Source organism: Streptomyces sp. NBC_00663, from assembly GCF_036226885.1.
Classification (GTDB): Bacteria; Actinomycetota; Actinomycetes; order Streptomycetales; family Streptomycetaceae; genus Streptomyces.
Genome location: NZ_CP109027.1, coordinates 5,078,497 through 5,101,186, shown reverse-complemented (window position 1 = coordinate 5,101,186; position 22,690 = coordinate 5,078,497). Strand labels below are relative to the sequence as shown.

At 72.6% G+C, this 22,690-nt stretch carries 16 protein-coding genes, 1 tRNA gene and 1 riboswitch; of the genes, 8 read left to right on the top strand and 9 right to left on the bottom strand.

What is annotated here, in order from left to right; all coding sequences use genetic code 11:
- Positions 1-20: 20 nt before the first annotated feature.
- Together OG866_RS23340 and OG866_RS23335 are read left to right on the top strand one after the other, a co-directional pair.
- The gene (locus OG866_RS23340; RefSeq protein ID WP_329337452.1) at positions 21-791 is read left to right on the top strand and encodes a TetR/AcrR family transcriptional regulator; all 771 of its coding nucleotides are present in this window, start codon (positions 21-23) and stop codon (positions 789-791) included.
- Between the two features lie 292 nt (positions 792-1,083).
- Positions 1,084-2,973: a sigma-70 family RNA polymerase sigma factor gene (locus OG866_RS23335; protein WP_329337451.1), complete on the top strand. Its 1,890-nt coding sequence runs from the start codon at positions 1,084-1,086 to the stop codon at positions 2,971-2,973.
- A 12-nt stretch (positions 2,974-2,985) separates the two neighbouring features.
- Here the strand turns inward: OG866_RS23335 and OG866_RS23330 are convergent, their stop codons facing one another.
- Together OG866_RS23330 and OG866_RS23325 are read right to left on the bottom strand one after the other, a co-directional pair.
- On the bottom strand, positions 2,986-6,312 hold the full coding sequence (locus OG866_RS23330; RefSeq protein ID WP_329337449.1) for a BTAD domain-containing putative transcriptional regulator: 3,327 nt from the start codon (positions 6,310-6,312) through the stop codon (positions 2,986-2,988).
- A 250-nt stretch (positions 6,313-6,562) separates the two neighbouring features.
- Positions 6,563-8,662 carry an asparagine synthase-related protein gene (locus OG866_RS23325; RefSeq protein WP_329337447.1) on the bottom strand — a complete coding sequence of 700 codons (2,100 nt, stop codon included), beginning with the start codon at positions 8,660-8,662 and terminating at the stop codon, positions 6,563-6,565.
- 682 nt (positions 8,663-9,344) lie between these two features.
- Here OG866_RS23325 and OG866_RS23320 point away from each other — a divergent pair.
- From OG866_RS23320 to OG866_RS23305, 4 genes are all read left to right on the top strand, one after another.
- Positions 9,345-10,769, top strand: coding sequence for an MFS transporter (locus OG866_RS23320; RefSeq protein ID WP_329337445.1), 1,425 nt, complete (start codon positions 9,345-9,347; stop codon positions 10,767-10,769).
- Positions 10,770-10,840: 71 nt separating this feature from the next.
- Entirely contained in the window at positions 10,841-12,052 is a 1,212-nt protein-coding gene (gene lhgO / locus OG866_RS23315) for an L-2-hydroxyglutarate oxidase (protein WP_329337443.1), read from the top strand.
- 170 nt (positions 12,053-12,222) lie between these two features.
- Positions 12,223-13,035: a tRNA (guanosine(46)-N7)-methyltransferase TrmB gene (gene trmB, locus OG866_RS23310; RefSeq protein ID WP_329337441.1), complete on the top strand. Its 813-nt coding sequence runs from the start codon at positions 12,223-12,225 to the stop codon at positions 13,033-13,035.
- A 62-nt stretch (positions 13,036-13,097) separates the two neighbouring features.
- Positions 13,098-14,447: a PrsW family intramembrane metalloprotease gene (locus OG866_RS23305; protein ID WP_329337440.1), complete on the top strand. Its 1,350-nt coding sequence runs from the start codon at positions 13,098-13,100 to the stop codon at positions 14,445-14,447.
- 18 nt (positions 14,448-14,465) lie between these two features.
- Here OG866_RS23305 and OG866_RS23300 read toward each other — a convergent pair whose 3' ends face one another.
- The 5 genes from OG866_RS23300 to OG866_RS23280 form a co-directional block, all read right to left on the bottom strand.
- Positions 14,466-15,410: an aldo/keto reductase gene (locus OG866_RS23300; RefSeq protein ID WP_329337438.1), complete on the bottom strand. Its 945-nt coding sequence runs from the start codon at positions 15,408-15,410 to the stop codon at positions 14,466-14,468.
- Positions 15,411-15,521: 111 nt separating this feature from the next.
- The gene (locus OG866_RS23295) at positions 15,522-16,556 is read right to left on the bottom strand and encodes a M23 family metallopeptidase (RefSeq protein WP_329337437.1); all 1,035 of its coding nucleotides are present in this window, start codon (positions 16,554-16,556) and stop codon (positions 15,522-15,524) included.
- 11 nt (positions 16,557-16,567) lie between these two features.
- Positions 16,568-16,725: riboswitch (cyclic di-AMP (ydaO/yuaA leader) on the bottom strand.
- 300 nt (positions 16,726-17,025) lie between these two features.
- Positions 17,026-17,099 (bottom strand) — tRNA-Met (locus OG866_RS23290).
- 75 nt (positions 17,100-17,174) lie between these two features.
- A complete protein-coding gene (locus tag OG866_RS23285; protein WP_329337436.1) occupies positions 17,175-18,389 on the bottom strand; it encodes an alginate lyase family protein in 1,215 nt (404 codons plus the stop codon).
- Positions 18,390-18,453: 64 nt separating this feature from the next.
- Positions 18,454-19,581: a dihydrofolate reductase family protein gene (locus tag OG866_RS23280; protein WP_329337435.1), complete on the bottom strand. Its 1,128-nt coding sequence runs from the start codon at positions 19,579-19,581 to the stop codon at positions 18,454-18,456.
- Positions 19,582-19,649: 68 nt separating this feature from the next.
- On the opposite strand from OG866_RS23280, the gene OG866_RS23275 reads away from it, so the two are divergent.
- Together OG866_RS23275 and OG866_RS23270 are read left to right on the top strand one after the other, a co-directional pair.
- On the top strand, positions 19,650-20,153 hold the full coding sequence (locus tag OG866_RS23275) for a MarR family winged helix-turn-helix transcriptional regulator (protein WP_329337434.1): 504 nt from the start codon (positions 19,650-19,652) through the stop codon (positions 20,151-20,153).
- A gap of 107 nt (positions 20,154-20,260) precedes the next feature.
- Entirely contained in the window at positions 20,261-20,887 is a 627-nt protein-coding gene (locus OG866_RS23270) for a GTP cyclohydrolase II (RefSeq protein ID WP_329337432.1), read from the top strand.
- Here the strand turns inward: OG866_RS23270 and OG866_RS23265 are convergent, their stop codons facing one another.
- Complete coding sequence (locus OG866_RS23265; RefSeq protein ID WP_329337430.1) at positions 20,888-21,541, bottom strand: response regulator transcription factor; 654 nt, start codon at positions 21,539-21,541, stop codon at positions 20,888-20,890.
- Positions 21,529-22,683: a sensor histidine kinase gene (locus OG866_RS23260; protein WP_329337428.1), complete on the bottom strand. Its 1,155-nt coding sequence runs from the start codon at positions 22,681-22,683 to the stop codon at positions 21,529-21,531. Before OG866_RS23260 ends, OG866_RS23265 begins: the two co-directional genes overlap by 13 nt.
- Positions 22,684-22,690: the final 7 nt, after the last annotated feature.

Here is a 22,690-nt window from a genome sequence, read left to right as displayed (position 1 = left end):
TCATTACCGGGGGATCGCTTATGCATGTTCAGGACTCTCATTGGTCTTCCGCGTCCGCCATCGCATCCGGTGGCGGAGCGATGAGCGCGGCGGCGGGGAACGGACGCGGCGACGCGTCGCGGTCGACGCCGCTGCGCGTGGACGCACAGCGCAATCTGGAGCACGTACTGCGGGCGGCGCGCGAGGTCTTCGGCGAGCTGGGGTACGGCGCGCCGATGGAGGACGTGGCGCGCCGCGCCCGAGTCGGTGTGGGCACGGTGTACCGGCGCTTCCCGAGCAAGGACGTCCTGGTGCGGCGGATAGCCGAGGAGGAGACCTCCCGGCTGACGGACCAGGCACGGACGGCGCTCGGGCAGGAGGACGAGCCGTGGTCGGCGCTGTCGCGCTTCCTGCGGACGTCGGTGGCCTCAGGTGCCGGGCGGCTGCTGCCGCCGCAGGTGCTGCGGGTCGGGGTTCCCGACGAGCGGGCCGAGCACTCCGACGGCGCCGTGTTCGACGAGGCGCGGGTGCCGGCGCAGCGGACGCAGCCCGGCTCGGGTGAGCTGCGGCTGGTGTCCGAGGAGCCGTTGTCGGCCGACGACACGGGGGCGGCGGCGCTGCTCGACGTGGTGGGCCAGCTCGTGGAGCGGGCGCGTGCGGCGGGTGAACTGCGGGCCGACGTGTCGGTGTCGGACGTGCTGCTGGTGATCGCGACGGCGGCGCCTTCGCTGCCGGACGCGGCGCAGCAGGCGGCGGCCTCGGCGCGGCTGCTGGACATCCTGCTGGAGGGCCTGCGGTCACGGCCGTCGTGAACCCGGGTTGTCAACGCCGGGTGGCGCGGTGACTCGAAGAGGTGACGCCGGGGTGTGGGTGCTGTGCCGCTCACACCCCGTGCGCATTCCGCCCTCTTCGGATACGTCCCCCAACTCCTGTGAGGACACCGACAGTTGAGCCTTCCCCGCAGGGGTGACGGCTAGTACTGCCGTGCCGCAAATCCCCACGGACGAGTGGATGCCCGGTACAGCCGGGGCCCACCCAAAAGCGGGTATGGCACTCTGACCCGGTGTTCGGGACCGGTAGGGCAGGCGGCGGGGGCTTTCCGCGATGAGTGTTGACGGGCGCGACGAGTCACCCGGTGACGGTGAGGCGGACGGTCTCGGGTCGCCCCAGGTGCCGAGCCAGGGCGGACGGGCGGGACGCCCGCTGAACGCCGGCGACCCGGCCGAGGGCAGTGTCCCGACGCAGCGCGACCGGCGTGACGACGGCGCGCTCCTGCCGCCCTCCGACGCCGACCTGATCGGCCGGATGCGCTCGGGCGACGATACGGCCTACGAGGCGCTGTACCGGCGCCACGCGGAGGCGGTGCGCCGGTACGCCCGCACCTGCTGCCGGGACGCCCACACCGCCGACGACCTCACCGCCGAGGTCTTCGCCCGCATGCTCCAGGCGGTGCGCGGCGGCTCGGGGCCCGAGCACGCCGTACGCGCGTATCTCCTGACAACCGTCCGCCGGGTCGCGGCGAACTGGACGAAGTCCGCGAAGCGGGAGCAACTGGTCGACGACTTCGCGCTGTTCGCCGCGCAGTCCGCGCGCGGTGGCGAGGTCGCCGACGACGACACCTTGGACCTCGGCGCGGACGTCCGCGCGATGCACGAGGCCGAGCAGTCCATGGCCATGCAGGCCTTCCGGTCGCTGCCCGAGCGCTGGCAGGCCGTGCTGTGGCACACCGAGGTCGAGGACGAGTCGCCGAGCGACGTCGCCACGCTCTTCGGCCTCGACGCCAACGGGACGCGCGTGCTGGCCTCCCGGGCCCGCGAGGGCCTCAAGCAGGCCTACCTCCAGGCCCATGTCAGCGCCACCCTCGCCGACGACGAGGAGTGCGCCCGCTACGCCGACCAGCTCGGCACCTACGCCCGCGGCCGGCTGCGCACCCGCGCCGAGCGTGGCCTGCGCAAGCACCTGGAGGAGTGCGCCAAGTGCCGCCTCGCGGCCGCGCAGGTCTCCGAGGTCGCGAGCAGCATCCCGGCCGTCGTGCCGGTCGCGGTCATCGGCTGGTTCGGTGCCGCCGGGTACGCCAAGGTGGCCGCGCTCATCGCCGGAGGCACCGGAGTGGGCGCGGCGGGTGTCGCGGGCGCCGCGGCGGCGAGCAGCGGCTCGTCGGGCGGGGCGGGCGCGGCCGGCGGTGCGGCGGCCTCCGAGGGGCTGGGCGCGCCGGTCAAGGTCGGTATCGCGGCCAGTGTGCTCGTCGCGGCGGGCGTGGCGGCGGCGCTCGCCCTGGCCGGCAGCGAGAAGCCGGTCGACAACAAGCCCGAGGCCAAGCCGCCCGCGTCCACGCCGGTGGTCGAGTCCGCGGAGCCGACACCAGCGCCGCCGAAGAAAAAGCCCGTGCCCGCGCCGCCGGTCATCGCCCCGACACCGACACCGACGCCGACGCCGACACCGACACCCACGCCCACCCCGAAGCCCACCCCGACCCCGACCCCGACGCCCACACCCACTCCGAAGCCGACCCCCAAGCCGACCCCCACCCCCACTCCGACGCCCACGCCCACGCCCGCTCCGGCCGTCTACCAGTGGAGCGAGCTGGCGTACAACGTCAACGGCGACGGCACCCAGCCCGAGATGCGCATCGCCGAGAGCAGCTGGGTGTGGCAGCGGTACGGCGTCTCGATCGCCGACAAGAGCTACACGCACGGCGTGACCGTGCACGGCCGGTCCTCCGTCACCATCGACCTCAACCGCGAGTGCACGTCCTACGACGCATCTGTCGGGGTCGACGACATGACCCTCGGGCTCGGCAAGATGTACTTCTCCGTCTACGCCGACGGGGTCCGGCTGTGGAAGTCCGGCATGGTCCAGGGCGGGGACGCGGCGGTCCCGGTCCATGTCGACCTCACCGGGCGCAAGACCGTACGGCTGGTCGTCGAGCCGCACAGTGAGTACGACGACCTGCTGCTGGCGGACTGGGCCGAGTCCAAGTTCCGCTGCGCGTAGGCCTGCCGCGTCTCAGAGGCCGGTCACGCCCTCGCTCAGCATCTCGTCGAGTTCGCGCAGCACGTCGTGCGGGGTGAGGGCGACACCGCGCGCGTACTCCACCCCGTACCGCACCGGACCGAGCCCGGTGCGGGCCGTGGCCTCGGCCCGCTCGGCGCGCGCGGCCTCCGGCATGGAGCGGGCGTCGCCGCCGCGCCAGTGTCCGGCGGCGGCCAGCAGCCGGGTCGCGCGCGGAAGGTCCCCGAGATCGGCGAGCAGGGCCGACGTGGCGTCCACGAGCGTCGCCACGATCAGGTCGGCGCACTGCTTGTCCACCGCCTCCCGGACGGTGGCGGCCAGCTTCGGCAGCCCGTGCCCCGGGCCCGACTCGGCGACCGTCACCATGGCCTCGACGGAGTTCAGCATCACGATGAACTGCGGCGGCGGGGTGCCCCGCGCGGTCTCCACGCGGGCCTCCTCCAGCAGCTCACGCGCGGTGGCGGTGTCCTTGTCGTCCAGCGCGACATGCGCCCGCAGCAGCAGGACGAACGCCCGGCTGTCCCCGACGCTGTAGCGCTCGGCGGCCTCACTCGCCTCGTCCAGGGCCATGATCGCGGCCGAGCGGTCACCCGCGCGGTAGGCGATCTCGGCGAGGCGGGCGATGAGGAACGGCGTCTCCGTGTACGCCCCCACCTCGTAGGCGAGTTGCAGCGCCTCCTCGTACTCCCCCTTGGCCTCCTCCAGCCTGCCGCGGGCCATGGCCGTCTCCCCCGCCGCGCTGTACACCTGGGCCCGCAGCCAGCGGTCGCCGACGCTGCGGCTGAGGAACCGCAGCTCCGCGAGGTCGTCGTCGACGCCCTTCATACCGCCCGGGGAGTCGACCACCATGTGCGTGCGGAACATCAGGGTGACGCCCAGCTCCCAGGCGCCGCCGTACTCACGGGAGTTGGCGACCGCGGCGTCCAGGACGCTTCTGGCGTCCACCCGGTCGCCCATGAAGAACGAGGTCAGCGGCCAGACCAGACCGGGCATCCGGGCCGCCTGCGGGCCGCCCTTCTCGAAGTACGCCCGCACCAGGGCGACGTACCGCCCCAGCCGCTCGTCCGGCTCCCGGGTGCGCGCCTCGATCTCCGACACGAGGAGGATGTGCAGCATCCGCAGCTCCATGCGGAGCGCGTGCAGCGGGTGCCCGGCCTCGCCGTCCGGGGCGGAGAGCAGGGCATCCACGGGGTCCAGGGCCTCCATGAGCGAGCAGCGGGCCCTGGGGTCCGGAGGCAGGGGGGCGCCGGTCGTCGTCGAGGTCGTGTCCAGGGCAGCGCCCAGACGCAGGATCCGGTCGACCCAGTCCGCGCCCTCGCGCCGGTAGTTGCGCAGCCACCAGAACCAGCCCATGGCCAGGGCGATGGCGCCGGCCGCCTCCTCGTCCCCGTCGTCCACGGCCCGGTGGAGCGCCGCGCGGATGTTGTCGAGCTCGGTCTCCAGGCGGGAGATCCACGGGAGTTGACCGTCCGAGCGCAGCTCGGGCTCGGCCTCCGCGACCAGTGCGCCCGCCCACGCGCGATGCCGCCGCTCGGCGTCGGCGCGCAGCTCCGGGGCCTCGGCGGCGCGCTCCACGGCGTACTCGTGGATCGTCTCCAGCATGCGGTAGCGCATGGCGCCGCCGCTGTCCGACAGCTCGCCCGGGGCCGCAACGATCAGGGACTTGTCGACGAGCGCCCCGATCAGCTCGGCGGCGGGGTCGCCGCACACGGCCTCCGCGGCCGCGAGGTCCCAGCCGCCCGCGAACACGGACGCCTCGCGCAGCACCGTCCGCTCCCGCTCGTCGAGCAGGTCCCAGGACCAGTCGACGACCGCGCGGAGGGTCTGCTGGCGGGGCAGGACCGTGCGGCTGCCGGAGGTGAGCAGGCGGAAGCGGTCGTCCAGGCGGTCGGCGATCTGCCGGGGCGTGAGCAGCCGCAGGCGGGCCGCCGCCAGCTCGATGGCGAGCGGCAGTCCGTCGAGGCGGCGGCAGATCTCCGCCACGGCGTCGACGTCGCGCAGGACGAGGTCGGCCGCGTCCGGGCGGACGGCCGTCGCGCGCTCCGTGAAGAGGCGGTGCGCCTGGTCGGGGAGGAGGGGTTCGACCGGGCGCACGGACTCGCCGGGGACGCCCAGGGGTTCACGGCTGGTGGCGAGGATCGTGAGCCCCGGGCAGTGGGTGAGGAGGGTTTCGGCGAGGTGGGCCGTGGCCTCGATGACATGTTCGCAGTTGTCAAGGATCAGGAGTTGGCTGCGCGGGGCGCAGTACTCGACGAGCAGGGCGACCGGGTCCTCCTGCGGGGCGGACAGCTCGGTGGCCATCAGCACGGTCTGGCGCAGACCGAGCGCGCTGACCACCGCGCCGGGCACCGCGTCCGGGCGGTCCAGCGGGGCCAGTTCGACCAGCCACGCCTGGGGCAGGCCGGCGGCGGCCTCCTCGGCGAGACGGGTCTTCCCAGAGCCTCCCGGTCCGGTGAGGGTGACGAGCCGGGCCCTGTGCAATTCGGAACGGATGGCGTCGAGTTCGGGTTCCCGGCCCACGAAAGAGTTGAGACGGGGACGGAGGTTGCCGGTGCGGGCGAGGTGGGGTGACGTCTTGGGCGAAGGTGCCGCCGGCGGCTCGGGCGGCGGCGACAGGAGTTCGGTGTGCAGGGCGCGGAGTTCCGGGCCCGGGTCCGTGCCCAGGCCCTCGGACAGGGCGCGGCGGGCCGTCTCGTACGCGACCAGGGCGTCGGCCGGGCGTCCGGTGTCGCGCAGGGCGCGGACCAGGAGGGCGTGCAGCCTCTCGTCGTACGGATGGGCCGTGGTCAGCTCGGTCAGTTCCGGTACGACGTCCTGGGCGCGACCGAGACGTAGGAACGCTTCTGCGCGGGTCCTGGTCGCCTCCTGGCGGAGGGTCTCCGGGCGGGTCGCGGCGGTGCGGTCGGGGAGGTCGGCGAGGGCCGGGCCGCGCCACAGGGTGAGGGCCTCGTCCAAGGTGTGCGCCGCGGCGCCGGGGTCTCCTCGGTGGAGGGCTTCGGTGCCGTGGTGCACGAGGCGTTCGAAGACGAAGAGGTCCACGTCCGCCTTGGTCGCGGCGAGTCGGTAGCCGCCGGGGGTCGAGACGATCGTGGGCTTGCCGACGGCTCGGCGCAGGCGGCCTACGAGGGCCTGGAGGGCGGCGTGAGCGTCCTGGGGCGGATCGGCGGCCCAGATGTCGTCGATGAGGGTGTCGGGGGTGAGGGTCTGGCCCGGACGGAGGGCCAGGGCGGTGAGCAGGGCTCGGACTCGGGGTCCGCCCAGGGGTACGACGGTGCCGTGGTCGTCCGCTGCCTGGGTGACGCCCAGAATTCTGTACCGCACCGGGTCATTGTCGCCGGGGACGCTGTGGGGGGCACTTGGTTTGTGGGCGGTGGGCTGTCGGGTGACGGGTGGGTGGGGGTTCGGGTCGGGGTTTCCTCGCCCCCGCCGCCCTTACCCGTTCCCATCCCAGGGGCTGCTGCCCGTTCGACCCCGCGTCTCTGGGGGCTCCCGCCCCCCAGACCCCCGCTGTCGGCCCGGAAGGGGCTTCGTCCTCAAACGCCGGACGGGCTGAAAGACGCGGACCAAGCCCCTACCCCCTCCTCGCCGTCGCCCCCGCCCCCAGCGCCCCCCTCTGCGGTGTGATCCCCGCCGGTACCGCGCGGGCGCGGGCCGGGGTGCCGGTCCAGCAGGTTCCTCGGCGGGAGAGGAGGCGGCGCAGCCACAGTTCCAGGGAGACGAGGTCGGCGAGGCCGTCCAAGGGCAACGGCTCGCCCTCCGCTGCCGCGCGGAGCGCCTTGCGGACCACTCTTGCCTCCACCAGGCCCGCTTCCGCCAGCAACGGGGTGCCGAAGAGGGCCATCAGGGAGTCCGCGGCGACACGCAGGCCCGTGCGGGCGGCCACCGCCGCGGAGGCGTGGGACGGGGCGCCCCAGCCCGGGGGGAGGTCGGCCACGCCGGCGCCCTGGAGGACCGTGCGGAGGATCGCGGCGCGGGCGCCCGGCTGGACGCGGAGGGCCTCGGGGAGGGCGCGGCAGGCGCGGACGACCTGGTTGTCGAGGAACGGGGCGTGCAGGCGTTGGAAACGGATCTCGGCCGCTTGCTCCAGGACCCTGATGTCCGCCGCGTGCCTCGCCAGCGCCGCACGCGCGCGGTAGTCGCCGGGACGCTGGCCAGGGCCCACCCCCGAGCGGCTCGTGGCGCCCTGGAGGCGAACCGATACTTCAGCGAGCGCCTCACCGGTCAGCCAACGGGCCGCGGGGCCCGGTCTGGCCCAGGTGAGCGCGGCCAGGGAGGCCCCGACCGCGCCGCCCGGCTCGTCGAAGCGGCGGTCCATCAGGCGGTCGGCCAGGACCTCCAGGCCGGTGCGGTACGGCGTACGGGACAGGCGTCGTGCCGCGCTGTACACGCGCGCGGGGACCATCACCGAGCCGTCCGCCTTGGCCAGCGCGGCGACCGGGCGGACGAGGTGGCGGCGTTTGCGGTCCATCAGGAGGTCGGCGAGGCGTGCGGGGTGGGCGTCCAGGACCTGGCGGGCGCCGTAGCCCGTGAAGTGGTCCGCGCTGCCGGAGGCCAGGCGGGCACGGTGGCGGGCGGCCGTCACCAGGCTCGCGCCGGGCTCGTCGGTCAGCGGGCCGTCCAGGTCGGCGTACGGCAGTGTCTCCTCGCCGCCGGCCACCACCACGTGGTGCAGACGCGGGTTGGCGGCGAGGTTGCCGGCGCGTTCCAGTTCCGCCTCGCGGCCGCCCACCGCCAGGTCGTTGAAGGTGACCGCCAGCAGACGCTCGCCCGCGCCCGTGCCGTGGCCCAGGACCGTGCCCGGCATGCCCGGGAGGCCGGCGGCGAGCAGGGCGAGGGTGCCGGAGGCGGGGCCGCCGGAGAGGTCGGCGCCGATCCCCGGGACCGGCATGCCGCGCGCGGCACGGCGTTCGGCGGGGCCCATGCCAGGGACCGGGCCGGGGTCGATGTCGGCGCCGGGCACATGCCGAGGGGCCGACAAGCGCGCGCGTACCGCATCGACCAGCGCGTCCCGTACGGCGTCCACCGCGCTGTCGGGATCGGCCGTGGGCGCCGCCACCGCGAGGGAGGCCACCGGCTCGTACCCGGCGATCTCGCGTGCCCCGGCGCGCAGGATCAGCGCGTGTCCTGGCGGGATGCGCCGTACGCCGTCGTAGGGGGTGGAGTCGTGCAGGGCCGCCGGTACGTCGGGGGCGGCCAGCAGCGCCGCCAGGTGGCCGAAGTCCAGGTTGGCCTCGATGAGGTCGGCGAGCGGGAGCGCGGCCGTCGCGTAGGCCGTACCGCCGGCCCAGGGGGTGTAGAACACCGGGCGGGCGCCCGCGAGATCGCCGCAGACCGTGACGCGACGGCCCACCTGGACGACCGCCGTGTAGCTGCCGGGCCAGTAGGTCAGATGGCGAAGTGCCCCTCCGCGCGCGGCGAACAGGCCGACCCGCAACTGCTCGTCGGTCGCGCCGCAGGTGCCGAGGACGGCGATCCGGGTCTGGGCGTCGGCCGTCACGACCCGCACCTCGTCGGGGCGCCAGTCGCCGACCGCCCACAGCGGATCGGGATCTCCCCACAGCAGTTGGGACCCCACCGGGTGCACGGTCTCGCCGTCCGCGCCGGTGGCCCCGGCGGAACCGATCTCGACTGCTCCCGCTGCGGTGCTGCTCCACCCCACCAACCACCGCATGGACGCCTCCACAGGCTGTGGACAACCAGTGCACCGTACGAATCGGTTCACCATGCTGCCATGAAGGACGCGCACCGGAGGGACGGTGGAGCGGCTTGAGCTCCGCTGAACGCGCCCCCACGCGCGTGCCCGTGAAGAAGCGAACACCCGCACAGGGGAGGGGTCTGCGACCTGAATGCGCCCCCGATACGCTCCCCCAGAACGCCCTTAGCGCCGCCAACTTCCGTGGTGGGAGCGGTAATTACCTGCGGAAAGCGGGGTCGGTTTTCAGCCAAATTGGCGCTGCGGCGACAGGCGCGCACACGCTCCGTACAGGCTCTGCGCAGCGCCTCGACAACGCGCAGTCCGGGGAACGGAGTTCGCCCCCCGGACCGTTCCGCCGCCCGCGGGGATGGAGGCGGCGGAATCCCCCAGCCCACTGGATCCAGTACAGCGGGCCGACCCACGCACGATCCATGGAACCGCTCCCCCGATGGCCGGAGAAGAGCGCACACGCAGGCGCACGGCCACACAGCGGGAGCACGCCGCGACGGTGCGTGTGGGGCCCGCACGCGCGTACGGGCCACAATCCCGCCATCCGGAAGAATGCCCCTTAACGCTTGGGATGCGGCGAACTACGCTGGGTTTACGAATGCCGGGTGGTTATGCCAGCGCGGCAGCCGTCTGTGTCGAGGGGTGGCGCATGTCCAGGGAGCAACGCGGGCCGAACGAAAAACTCGGCGCCGTTCTCGCCCTCGCGGGAATCAGCAACGCAGGACTCGCGCGTCGCGTCAACGATCTTGGCGCTCAACGCGGGTTGACTCTTCGCTACGACAAGACGTCGGTGGCGCGCTGGGTGTCGAAAGGCATGGTGCCGCAGGGCGCCGCGCCGCACCTCATCGCCGCCGCGATCGGCCAGAAGCTCGGCCGCCCGGTACCGCTCCACGAGATCGGCCTGGCGGACGCGGATCCCGCGCCCGAAGTGGGCCTCGCCTTCCCCCGGGACGTCGGACAGGCGGTGACGTCGGCGACGGAGCTGTACCGCCTCGACCTCGCGGGCCGCCGGGCCGGCTCCGGTGGCATCTGGCAGTCGCTGGCCGGATCGTTCGCAGTAAGCGCGTACGCAACGCCCGCCTCACGGTGGCTGATAACCCCGGCCGACAGCTCGGTCGCGCGCGAGGTGAACACCTCCGAGGACTCCGGCGCACCGCTCAAAGTCGGCCACAGCGATGTGCAGAAGCTGCGGGAGGCCGCCGAGGACGCCAGGCGCTGGGACTCCAAGTACGGAGGCGGCGACTGGCGTTCGTCCATGGTGCCGGAGTGCTTACGGGTGGAGGCGGCTCCGCTGCTGCTCGGCTCCTACTCCGACGAGGTGGGCCGGGCACTCTTCGGTGCCAGCGCCGAACTCACCCGCCTCGCCGGGTGGATGGCCTTCGACACCGGCCAGCAGGAGGCGGCGCAGCGCTACTACATCCAGGCCCTGCGGCTGGCCCGCGCGGCGGCCGACGTCCCCCTCGGGGGCTACGTCCTGGCCTCCATGTCCCTCCAGGCGACCTACAGAGGCTTCGGCGACGAGGGCGTCGACCTCGCCCAGGCCGCCCTGGAACGCAACCGCGGCCTGGCAACGGCCCGCACCATGAGCTTCTTCCGGCTGGTCGAGGCACGCGCACACGCACGCGCGGGTGACGCGCATGCGGCGGGCGCCGCGCTGCGGGCCGCCGAGGGCTGGCTGGAGCGGGCGCGGGACGGCGACCAGGACCCGTCCTGGCTCGGCTTCTACTCCTACGACCGGTTCGCCGCCGACGCGGCCGAGTGCTACCGCGACCTGAAGGCGCCGCGTCAGGTGCGCAGGTTCACGGAGCAGGCCCTGTCGAAGCCGACGGAGGAGTTCGTGCGCTCGCACGGACTGCGGCTCGTCGTCTCGGCGGTCGCCGAGCTCGAGTCGGGCAATCTCGACGCGGCATGCGAGCAGGGCGTGCGGGCGGTGGAGGTCGCGGGGCGCATCTCGTCGGCGCGCACCACCGAGTACGTGAAGGATCTTCTGCACCGCCTGGAGCCGTACGGCGACGAGCCGCGGGTGGTGGAGCTGCGGGAGCGGGCGAGGCCCTTGCTGATGGCTCCCGCCTAGGCCCTGTCGTATCCCGCGTTTGAAGGGACTGTCAGTGGCGCAGTGCACTATCGAGGTGGGAGGTGGTGCACATGCGTTCAGCGGTCGCTTACGACTGTGACGTGCTCGTGGTCGGCGGAGGCATCGTCGGGTTGTCCACGGCGTTCGCGATCACGCGTGCCGCGCCCGGGACGCGGGTGACCGTGCTGGAGAAGGAGGCCGGGCCCGCCCGGCATCAGACGGGGCGCAACAGCGGGGTCATCCACAGCGGCATCTACTACCGCCCGGGTTCTTTGAAGGCGCGGTACGCGGTGAAGGGCGCCGCGGAGATGGTGAAGTTCTGCGCGGAGTACGGCATCGCGCACGCCGTCACCGGAAAGCTGATCGTCGCGACCGAGCGGGACGAGCTGCCGCGGCTGCACGGCCTGGTGCAGCGCGGCCGGGAGAACGGCATTCCGGTCCGGGAGCTGGGCGCCGCCCAGATCGCGGAGTACGAGCCGGAGGTGGAGGGCCTCGCCGCCATACACGTCGGCACCACCGGCGTGTGCGACTTCGTCGGCGTCGCCCGGCAGCTCGCGGAGGCGTCCGGGGCGGAGATCCGGTACGGCGCCCGGGTCGAGCGGATCGACCGGCGCCCCGAGCTGGGGGTCGCCGTACGCACCGCCGCCGGGGACGTGGTGCGCGCGCGCGTGCTGGTGAACTGCGCCGGACTGCACTGCGACGAGGTGGCGCGGCTGGCCGGGGACGACCCGGAGATGCGGATCGTGCCGTTCCGCGGCGAGTACTACGAGCTGGCGCGCCCCGAGCTGGTGCGGGGGCTGGTGTATCCGGTGCCGGACCCGGCGTTCCCGTTCCTCGGCGTGCACCTCACGCGCGGGATCGACGGGGGCGTGCACATTGGCCCCAACGCGGTGCCGGCGCTCGCCCGGGAGGGGTACGGGTGGGGTGTCGTACGGCCGCGGGAGCTGGGCGCGACGCTCGCGTGGCCGGGGTCGTGGCGCATAGCGCGGCGGCACTGGCGGTACGGGGCCGGGGAGCTGCGGCGGTCGGTGTCCAAGGCGGCGTTCACCGGGGCGGTGCGGCGGCTGCTGCCCGTCGTGCGGGAGGACGATCTTGTGCCGACGGCGGCGGGGGTGCGGGCGCAGGCCGTGCTGCGGGACGGGACGCTGGTCGACGACTTCCTGATCAAGGAGGGGGCGCGGACGGTGCATGTGCTGAACGCGCCTTCGCCTGCGGCGACGGCCTCGCTGCCGATCGGGCGGGAGGTGGCTCGGCGGGCGTTGGCCGCGCTGGGCGAGGGTTGAGCGGGGTGGGGGCTGGGCGGGGGTGGGTTTCGCTCGGCCGGCGGGGTGCCGCCTGTCTTTGGGCCGGGTGCCGCCCCAGCGGCACGACTGCCCGCAGCTCAGCGGATGGACGGCTGCCGCAGCCAGGAAGCGGCGGGGAGGGCGGCGACGCACGTAAAATCGACCCCACTGTGTCTGACTCCCGCAACGCCCCCGACGCGTCCCAGCCCCCTCACACCCCCGGTGTGCCCGTTCGGCACACCCGGGCCAAGGGGGAGCCCCGGTTCCCCGACGGTCCGAAGGCTGATCCCGCCGGGTCGCACTTCGAGCGGCGGATCCGGAGTTTTCAGCCGCGGCGCAGCCGGGTGACCGCCGGGCAGGCCGACGCGTTGCAGCGGCTGTGGCCCAAGTGGGGACTGGACATCGACGGGCAGCAGGTCATCGACTTCGGCGAGTTGTTCGGCAACGCCAACCCCGTCGTCCTGGAGATCGGGTTCGGCATGGGTGAGGCCACCGCGCGGATGGCCGCCGCCGACCCCGGCACCAACATCCTCGCCGTCGACGTGCACACCCCCGGCCAGGGCAATCTGCTGGCCCTCGCCGACCAGGGCGGCCTGCCCAACATCCGGGTCGGCAACGGCGACGCGATCATCCTGCTGCGCGAGATGCTCGCCCCCGACTCCCTCGACGGACTGCGCGTCTACTTCCCCGACCCGTGGCCGAAGAAGCGGCACCACAAGCGGCGGCTGATCCAGCCGGAGTTCCTCAGCCTCGCCGCGACCCGCCTCAGGCCGGGTGCGATCGTGCACTGTGCGACCGACTGGGAGCCGTACGCCGAACAGATGCTTGAGGTGCTCACGGCGCACCCGGACTTCGAGAACACCCAGGCGGACGGCGGTTTTGCGCCGCGTCCCGACTACCGGCCGCTGACCCGTTTCGAGGGCCAGGGACTGGACAAGGGACATGTCGTGAACGACCTGCTGTTCCGCCGCGTACAGCGATAGAGAAGCGACAGAGAAGCAACAGACACAAGCACCGCAGCCACCCCCTCGTTAAGGTCGATGCCGTGGCCACCTTTCCCCCGTACCCGACGCACCCTCCCACCGGCCCCGCCGGCGGTGCGCTGCGGCACGCACACTGGTGGCAGCGGAAGTGGGTGCGGTACGGCGCGCTGAGCACCCTGCTGGCGCTGTCCGGGCTCGTCATCCTCGCCCTGGTGCGCGAACAGACCGGCACCGAGGGCTTCCTCGTCGGCCTCGGCCTCGCGATCCTGCCGGTGCCGCTGCTGATAGCCGCGTTCCGCTGGCTGGACCGGGTCGAACCGGGCCCCTGGCGCAATCTGCTGTTCTGCTTCGCCTGGGGCGCCTGCGCGGCGGCGCTGATAGCGATCGTCGCCAACAGCTTCGCGACGAAATGGATAGCGACGGCGACGGCCGACCCGTCGAGCGCGGACACCCTCGGCGCGACCGTGATAGCGCCGGTCGTCGAGGAGTCGGCCAAGGCCGCCGCGATCCTCCTCGTCTTCCTCTTCCGCAGACGGGACTTCACCGGGATCGTCGACGGCGTGGTGATAGCCGGGGTCACCGCCACCGGCTTCGCGTTCACCGAGAACATCCTCTACCTCGGCACCGCCTTCGGCACCGACCAGCTCACCGGCGACCGCGGCATCGCGTCCGTGACCGCCGCGACCTTCTTCGTGCGCGTCATCATGTCCCCGTTCGCGCACCCCCTGTTCACGGTGCTCACGGGAATCGGCTTCGGCATCGCGGCCCTGTCCGCCGACCGGCAGCACGTCCGCCGGGTCCTCCTCCCCCTCTCCGGCCTGCTGCTGGCGATGGGCATGCACGCCGTCTGGAACGGCTCGTCCACCTTCGGGGAGTACGGCTTCTTCGCCGTCTACGCGGCCTTCATGCTCCCCGCGTTCGGGCTGCTGACCTGGCTGGTCATCTGGACCCGGCAGCGCGAGCTGCGGACCGTCCGCGAGGAGCTGCCCGCCTACGCCGTGACCGGCTGGCTCACCCCCGCCGAACCCTTCGCGCTCGGCTCGATGCGGGCGCGCCGCATCGCCCGCCAGTACGCCCGCCACCACGCCGGACGGCCCGCGGCGCGCGCGGTGGCGCAGTACGAGGCGTACGCGACGTCCCTCGCGTTCCTGCGGCACCGCGGGCGCCGTGGCCGCGCCGGCGCCGACTTCGTCGTACGGGAGCGGGAGTTGCTGCACGAGCTGTGGGCCCGGCGCGAGGTCGCCCGCCCCGCGCTGGACCACGCCGCCCGGATGACGGCACCGCCGGTCCCGGTGGTGGCGGCGCCGTGGCCGATGCACGGGGTGTACGGGTACGGGCAGCAGACGGCCCCGTACTCCCAGGCGGCTTACCCCCAGGCGGCGTACCCCGCCTACAACCCGTACCAGTCGTAGAACGCGCGACCGGCAGTCCTACGCCGACGCCTGCGTGAGCCGCTCCACCTCCGCGTCCGTGAGCGTCACCTCCGCCACCCGCAGCAGCGCCGGCAGCTGCTCCGCCACCCGCGCCGAGGCGATCGGGGCCGCCACCGTCGGCTGGGCGGCGAGCCAGGCCAGGGCGATCGTGGCGACCGGCACGCGGTGGGCCTCGGCGATGTCGTCGAGGGCGGCGAGCACCGCGCGGCCCCGCTCGGTCTCCAGGTGCTTGCCGGCGCCCGCCGCCCGGGCGCCCTCCACCACCTCGCCCTCGCGGTACTTGCCGGTGAGGAACCCGGACGCGAGCGAGAAGTACGGGACAGCGGCGAGGCCGGTGCGCTCCGCCAGGTCCTGGAGCTCACCCTCGTAGGTGTCACGCGAGACCAGGTTGTAGTGCGGCTGGAGTGCCACGTAGCGGGCCAGGCCCTCGCGCTCGGAGAAGGCCAGCGACTTCTCCAGCCGCTCGGCCGAGATGTTGGAGGCGGCGATGTGCCGCACCTTGCCCGCCCTGACCAGTTCGTCCAGCGCGCCGATGATCTCCTCGACCGGCACTTCGGGCTTGTCGAAGTGGGTGTAGTAGAGGTCGATGTGGTCGGTGCCCAGGCGGCGCAGGGAGGCGTCCGCGGCGGCCTTGATGTTGGCGGCCGTCAGGCCCTGGAACTCCGGGTGCTGGCTGACCTTCGTGGCGATCACGACGTCCTCGCGGTTGCCGCGCGCCTTGAGCCACCTGCCGATGATCGTCTCGGACTCGCCGCCCGAGTTGCCCTCCACCCATGCCGAGTAGGAGTCGGCGGTGTCGACGAAGTTGCCGCCCGCGGCGGCGTAGGCGTCGAGGACGGCGAAGGACTGCGCCTCGTCGGCGGTCCAGCCGAAGACGTTGCCGCCGAGGGAGAGCGGGAAGACCTCGAGGTCGGACGTGCCCAGCTTGCGAAGAGAAGTCATGTAGGGGATCAACGCCCGCACCGGAAGCCGGTATTCCGGACGCGGGAAACCGGCAGCCCTGACGTCGGGGGGTGAGCGTCAGGACCGCCGGGGTTCAGAAGGGGAACCGCCTCAGGGAGTGAGGCCCTTGCTGCGCAGCCACGCCATCGGGTCGATGCCGGTGTCCGCCCCGCCGGGGTGGACCTCCAGGTGCAGATGGGCCCCGGTCACGTTGCCGGTCGCGCCCACGCGTCCGATCACATCACCGGTGCTGACCTTCTGGCCGACGCTGACGCTGATCGAGGACTGGTGGCAGAACCACAGCTCGGTGCCGTCGTCGAGGGTGAGGATCGTGCGGTAGCCGTAGGAGCCGGCCCAGCCGGCCTCTGTGATGGTGCCGCTGTGGATGGCCTTGATCAGCGTGCCCGTGGGCGCCGCGAAGTCGAGACCGGTGTGGTAGCCGGAGGACCAGAGCGAACCGGCCTGACCGAAGGTCGAGGTGATCGTGTACGAGGAGGTCGGCAGCGTGAACTGCTTGGCGAGCTCGGCGAGACGCTTGGCCTCGGCCTCCTTCGCGGCCTTCTCCTCGGCGGCCTTCTTCGCCTCGGCGGCGTCGTCGGCGGCCTGCTTCAGCGCGGCGGCCTCGGCCTTCGCGGACTGCTCGGCGACCTCGGCCTCGGCGGCGAGCTGGACCTTGTTGTCGACCTGGTTCTGCTGGCTCTCGGCCTGCGCCATGATCCGGTTGCGCAGCGCCTCACCGGCGTCCGAGCCGCTCTCGGCGGTCTCCGTGCTGCTGGTGGCCAGGCTGCTGAGCGCGGTGGCGGAACCCTTGGGGGCCTCGTCGTCACCGCCGAAGACACCGCCCACGGAGGGCAGGTCGGGCATCGAGATGGAGACCGGCGACTTGCCGGTGTTGGCGCTGGCCATGCCGCCCGCGCCGACGGCGGCTATGACACCGACGCCCAGGACGGTGGAGCTGCGGGCGAGTCCCCCGCCGCGCTGCTTGGCCACCCGGTGCTTGCCGCGAGCCGGCCGGAGGGAGTCCTCGGTGGGATTCCAGACCTCCTGCGCACCCTCGTCATGGTGGTAGCTGCCGTAGCCGAAGGCATCGGTGCTGCGCTGGCTCGGCACATACGGGGCCTCGGGGGCAGGCGGGTTTGACGCCACGTGGGCGTGCTCCTTTCCTTCCTTCTCGCCTACCGGGTTAGCTGACGGGTTCGGAGCAGGAAGGTCTCCTACGCGCGTATAACCGCCGCGTGGCCACGGCGACTTACGCGTGATTCACCCCAAGTTGGTGGTTCCCCGGTTCCCTTGCGGGATTCGGCGCGTGCGCACGGAGCCGACTCTTGTGACGGCTGGGACGACCGCGCTGCGTTATCGAACGTTAATAGACCCGGGGTGCTGATTCCAAGCTGTTCCGCTTGATCATTAACCTTTTTCAGCAGGACGTAGGGGTCATGACCGGTGAAAAACGGGCGAGTTGACCCGGTCTCAGGAAACACACAGGTGCTGACGGTTTGTCAGTTGTTATGCGGAGGGGGGTCGCACGATCACCCGCCGTGACAACCACCGTGACGGCCAGGAAAACGACTCAGGGCCGGAATCCATTGACTGGATTCCGGCCCTGAGCCATCAGTAGCGGGGACAGGATTTGAACCTGCGACCTCTGGGTTATGAGCCCAGCGAGCTACCGAGCTGCTCCACCCCGCGGCGATGACTCAATAGTACGCCATCCGCGGGGCTGCTCGCGCACGCCTTGCTCCTCGACGCTGCTGACCTGCTTTTTCAGGCGGCCGGATTGCCCGCGTGGGTCACGGTCTCCCAGGAGACGAAGAGGTTGTCGGTGCCCGCCGGGCGGGTCTCCTCGGCGAGTTTGCGGGCCGCCGGGACGGAGAGGCCGAGGCGGCCCTCCAGGTGGTTGAGGGCGACCTCCAGGTCCGGGCCCATGGTCCGGTCCACCTTCCCGCCGCACAGCCACGCGGGCGCGGACTCGCCGGCCTGGTAGCGGGCATGGAAGGCGAGGGTGCTCTTCAGCCGGTCCTTGATCTCGCCGTAGAGGTTGATCCCCTGGTGCCAGGCCGTCTCGGCGATGTGGGCGGTGGCGGCGATGGAGTAGCCGACGTGCTTGAAGTTGCGGCAGGTCTCCTGGGACATGCCGTCCTTGTACGTCCTCTGCCCGAACCAGTACGCCGTCAGCTTCTGCGGTGTGGTGACGCTCGACCCCTTGGGGGTGAGGGGCAGCGTGCCGTCCTTCGCCAGGTAGAAGTAGGCGGGCACGCGCTCCCGGAACCGTTCGAGGGCGTGGTCGAAGGCCTTGCGGTCCTCCAGGAAGACGGCGATCCCGATGGCCGCGTCGGTCATCACGAGGTCCCAGTTGCCGTTGTAGTCGGGGACCTTGCGGGTCACGGTCGGCAGATACGCCGTGCGCAGCATGGTCTCGAACCGCGCCACCCGGTCCGCCGGCCAGCCCGCGCCGGGGCTGTGCCGGACGATCTCGGCGGCCCGCGCCCAGGTCGACCCGGCCCACCCGGTCTGAAGCCCGGCGTCCTCCTCGGTGTGCCGACGCATCTTCGCCGACCACGCGTCCAGGATCTCCCTGGCCTTCAGGGCGTGCTGCCGCTTGCCGGTGATCCGGAAGAGAAGGGCCTGGGTGTAGGCGGCGATCGCGTCCTCGCGCTCCTCGACACAGCCGTGCGCGGGCCGGTCGGCATGGTCACCACCGGGGCAGTCGACACTCGCGTACGGCTCGGGCTGGTACTTGTACGCCCCGTACTTGCTGTCCCGCATCCCGAAGTACGCCTTCAGCCACGGCTGCTTCCCGGCGGTGACGTTCTTCTTCACGGCCGCCAACTGCGCCTCGCTGACGAGGACACCGGGGTGGGTGAAGGCGGCGTCCGCGGGGAGGGCGCGGGCCATGGTGCGGGTGTCGGCGCCGGTCGTCCCGCAGGCGGTGGCGAGGAGGGGGACCAGCAGGAGAGCGGCGGTGAGTCGGGGCCTCATAGGGGAAGCGTGGCCCGGGGGGTGCGGGGGCGCAGGATCTGTTGGGCCGATCGGTCGGCTGACGCTATGACAGCAGGTGCCTGTTCGGCGCCTTCGCCCGCTCCTCGTACTCCGGGACCACGACGACGTCCACGCCCGCCGCCGCCAGCAACCCGTTCCCGTCCGCCGCCGTCACGAACGTGTCGGGCTCCCGCCAGGTCGTCACCACGCGCCGCACCCCGGCGTCGAGGATCAGCCGGGCGCAGGGTGCCGGACGGGAGGCGCGGCGGGCGCACGGTTCGAGGCTGCTGTAGACCGTCGCCGACGCCAGCCGGAGGTCGTCCGCGGCGATCTTCGCCAGAGCGGCCTCCTCCGCGTGTACGACGGGGTCGGCGCCCTCCCTCGAATACCCGCGGGCGAGTTCCGTGCCGTCGGCGGCGACCACGACCGCGCCGACGCTGAAGGCGGTCCGCGAGGGCGGGCAGAGGGCCGCCAGTTCGCAGGCGAGGCGGAGCCAGTGGTGGTCGGCGGGCGTGGCGAGCGGACCGGTGCCGGGGGCCGTGGGCTCGTAGCGCATGAGGACCACGTCCTCGATCTGCCGGGTCTCCACCAGCCGCAGGCGTCCGTCCTGGTAGCCGCCCGGGCCGAAGAGGCGGGGGGCCTCCGGGGTGCCGACGAACAGCGGGGCGAGGACCAGCTGGAGTTCGTCGGCGAGGCCCTGCTGGAGGAGCTGGGTGTGGATACGGCCGCCGCCCTCGACCATGAGGCGGTCCACGCCCCTTGCGGCGAGGTCGGTGAGGAGGCGGTGCCAGTCGACGTCGGGGCCGAGCGCGACCACCTCGGCGGCGAGGCCGTGCGCCTTGGCACGCTGGGCGCCCTGGTCCGTCGTATAGACGAGCTTGTCGCCGCCCGTGTGCCAGAACCTCGCTTCCGGGTCGAGGTCGCCCGAGCCGCTGACCGTGACCTTCAGGGGGTACTCCGGCTTGCCGGCCGCCACCCGGGCCGCGCGGCGCTCCGCGGAGTTCACCAAGAGGCGCGGGTTGTCGGCTCGGATGGTGCCGGCGCCGATCAGGATCGCGTCGACGGAGGCGCGGACCTCGTCGACGCGGTCGAAGTCGGCCGGGGAGGAGAGGAGGAGCCGGTCGGGCCCGGTGTCGTCGAGGTAGCCGTCGAGGGAGACGGCGGCGGAGAGGAGGACGTACGGGTGCGGCATCGGAGCGGTCCCTCTCGCTGTGACGTGCGGCTCTTGGTTCAAGTTTGAAACAAACTTACACTGGCCGTATGACGACTCGCTGGCTCACTCCCGAGGAGCAGCGCGCTTGGCGCGCGTACATCGCCGCGGCGCACCTCCTGGAGGACGCGATCGACCGGCAGCTCCAGCAGGACGCCGGCATGCCGCACCTTTACTACTCCATCCTCTCCACTCTCTCCGAGGCGCCGGAGCGGCGGCTGCGGATGACGGATCTCGCCGAGGGGCTGAAGATCACCCGGCCCCGGCTCACCTACGCCGTGACCCGGCTGGAGAAGGACGGGCTGGTCGGGCGGGAGAGCTGCCGCTGGGACAAGCGCGGCAGCATCGCCGTGCTGACCGACGAGGGCATGGCGGAGGTGGAGCGGGCGGCGCCGGGGCATGTCGACACGGTCCGCTCCGCTCTCTTCGACCGGCTCACCCCGGAGCAGGTGGGGCAGTTGGAGGAGATCTCCAGGGCGATCGCGGACGGGCTCCAGGAGGACACGGGGGACGAGGTTCCGTGGCGGCGGCGGTCGTCCCCGTCCTGTTCGTGACGAGCGCCATAATCCTGTTGCTTCAAATTTAAAGCATGGGGTAGGGTCTCGAACCGTAGATCTGATTCAAATCTGAAGCAGATATGTCTACGGACCGGAGTACCCGCATGACCGAGATCCCCGCCGCGACCCAGCGCTCCCGTGTCCGCGTGCCTCTGCGCTTCGGTGACGGCTACGGCGTCGACTCCGAGCTGGTCACCTTCCACGGACTGGTCGACGGCCAGGAACACCTGGCGGTCGTCCTCGGCGAGCCGGGCCCGAACCCCCTGGTCCGGCTGCACTCCGAGTGCCTCACCGGCGACGTCTTCGGCTCCGCCCGCTGCGACTGCGGCCCGCAGCTGCGCGAGGCGGTCGAGCGCATCGCCGAACGCGGCGGCGTGCTGCTGTACCTCCGCCAGGAGGGCCGCGGCATCGGTCTCTACAACAAGCTCGACGCGTACGCCCTCCAGGACCAGGGTCTCGACACCTACGCCGCGAACACCGCGCTGGGCCTGCCCGAGGACGACCGCGACTACACGGCCGCCGCGCAGATGCTGAAGGCCCTGGGCATCGAGTCGCTCGACCTGCTCTCCAACAACCCCGACAAGGCGGGCCAGCTGCGCGACCTCGGCATCGAAGTCCGCGACCGGGTGCCCACCGGGGTCTTCACCACCGCCCACAACGTCCGCTACCTGCGGGCCAAGGTGCTCCAGACCCAGCACACGCTGCCGCTGGGCGAGTTGAGCGTCGGATAGCTACTTCGGGGGCGTGTGGGCGAGGTAGGCCAGCACCGCCAGCACCCGGCGGTGGCCGCTGTCGCTCGGGGGCAGGCCGAGCTTCAGGAAGACGTTGCCGATGTGCTTGTGGACGGCGCGTTCGGTGACGACGAGGGCCTTCGCGATGGTCGCGTTGTCATGGCCCTCCGCCATCAGCTCCAGCACCTCGCGCTCGCGCGGGGTGAGCGAGTCCAGCGGAGTGTCCTTGCGGCGGGTGAGCAGCTCGGTGACGACCTCGGGGTCCAGGGCCGTACCCCCGCCGGCGACCCGTTCCAGCGCGTCGAGGAACTCGTCGACCCGGCCCACCCGGTCCTTGAGCAGATAGCCGACCCCGCTGGTGCCGCCGGCGAGCAGCTCGGCGGCGTAGGACTCCTCGACGTACTGCGAGAGCACCAGCACCGGAAGGCCGGGGAGCTGCCGCCGGGCCTCCAGCGCGGCCCGCAGCCCCTCGTCCCGGAAGCCCGGCGGCATCCGCACGTCCAGGACGGCGATGTCCGGCCGGTGTTCCACCAGCGCAGGCATGATCTCGGGCCCGGTCCCGGCGACGGCCACCACCTCATGCCCGGCGGACGTCAGCAGCAGCACCAGCCCCTCCCGCAGCAGGGCGTTGTCCTCGGCGATCACCACACGCACGGCAGCTCCACTTCGATCACGGTCGGCCCCCCGGCGGGGCTCGACACGTCCACGGTCCCGTCCAGCGCGGCGACCCGGCGCCGCATCCCGAGCAGCCCCGAGCCGCCGCCCTCGTCGGCGCCGCCCCGCCCCTCGACGTCGCTCACCCGCACCCGCAGTCCGCGCCGGGCGCGGGTCAGCCGTACCTCGGCGCGGGGTGAGCCACTGTGTTTGGCGGCGTTGGTGAGGGACTCGGCGACCACGAAGTAGGCGGCGGCCTCGACGGCGGCGGGCGCGCGCACCCCCTCGTCCAGCCCCTCGTCCTCGATGCTCACCCGCAGCCCGCTGCTCGCCGCCAGTGCGCGCACCGCGCCCACGAGGCCGCGGTCGCTGAGGATCGGCGGGTGGATGCCGCGCACGACCTGGCGCAGTTCGGTCAGCGCCTGCTCGGCCTGGTCCTGGGCCTCGTCCAGCAGTCTGCGCGCGGCCTCGGGATCACGGTCGTAGGCCCGTTTCGCCAGGCCGATCCGCATCGACAGCGCGACCAGGCGGGCCTGGGCGCCGTCGTGCAGGTCCCGTTCGATACGGCGGAGTTCGGCGCCGTGCGCGGCGATCGCGTCGGCGCGGGTCGCGGCCAGCTCCTCGACCCGGCGGGCCAGCACCGCCTTCGGGGACGGCTTGAGCAACGAGGTCGACCAGTCGGCCTCCAGGTCGGCGATCCGCACGATGAGCGGAAGGACGACGGGCTGCTGCCGCAGCAGCCCGCTCCACACCCCGTCGACGACGAGCGCGAGCGGCCACAGCGGGAGGGCGAGGAAGAGGAGGGCGCCGTAGAGGTAGTACGCGACCATCCAGCGGAAGTCGGTGAGCGTGCCGGGGTCGTGCACGGCGGTCCGGAACCGCTCGCGGGTCGTGCCGGTGAGGGGCTGGTAGGCCTCGGGGATCCGCACGCCGGTCCACGCGGCGGTCGTCTTCCTCTTGGCGCCCGCGATCCGCCGGATCAGCAGCACCGTCTCGGGCAGCAGCCAGGCGCCGACCAGCACGAGGGTGCCGACGGCGGTGATCAGCAGCACACAGATGAAGATCCACACGCCGAACGCCATCGCCGCGGCGAGCAGCAGATGCCCCGTCGCCCGCACGGCCCGCCGCATGGTCTTTCCCATGCGGGAA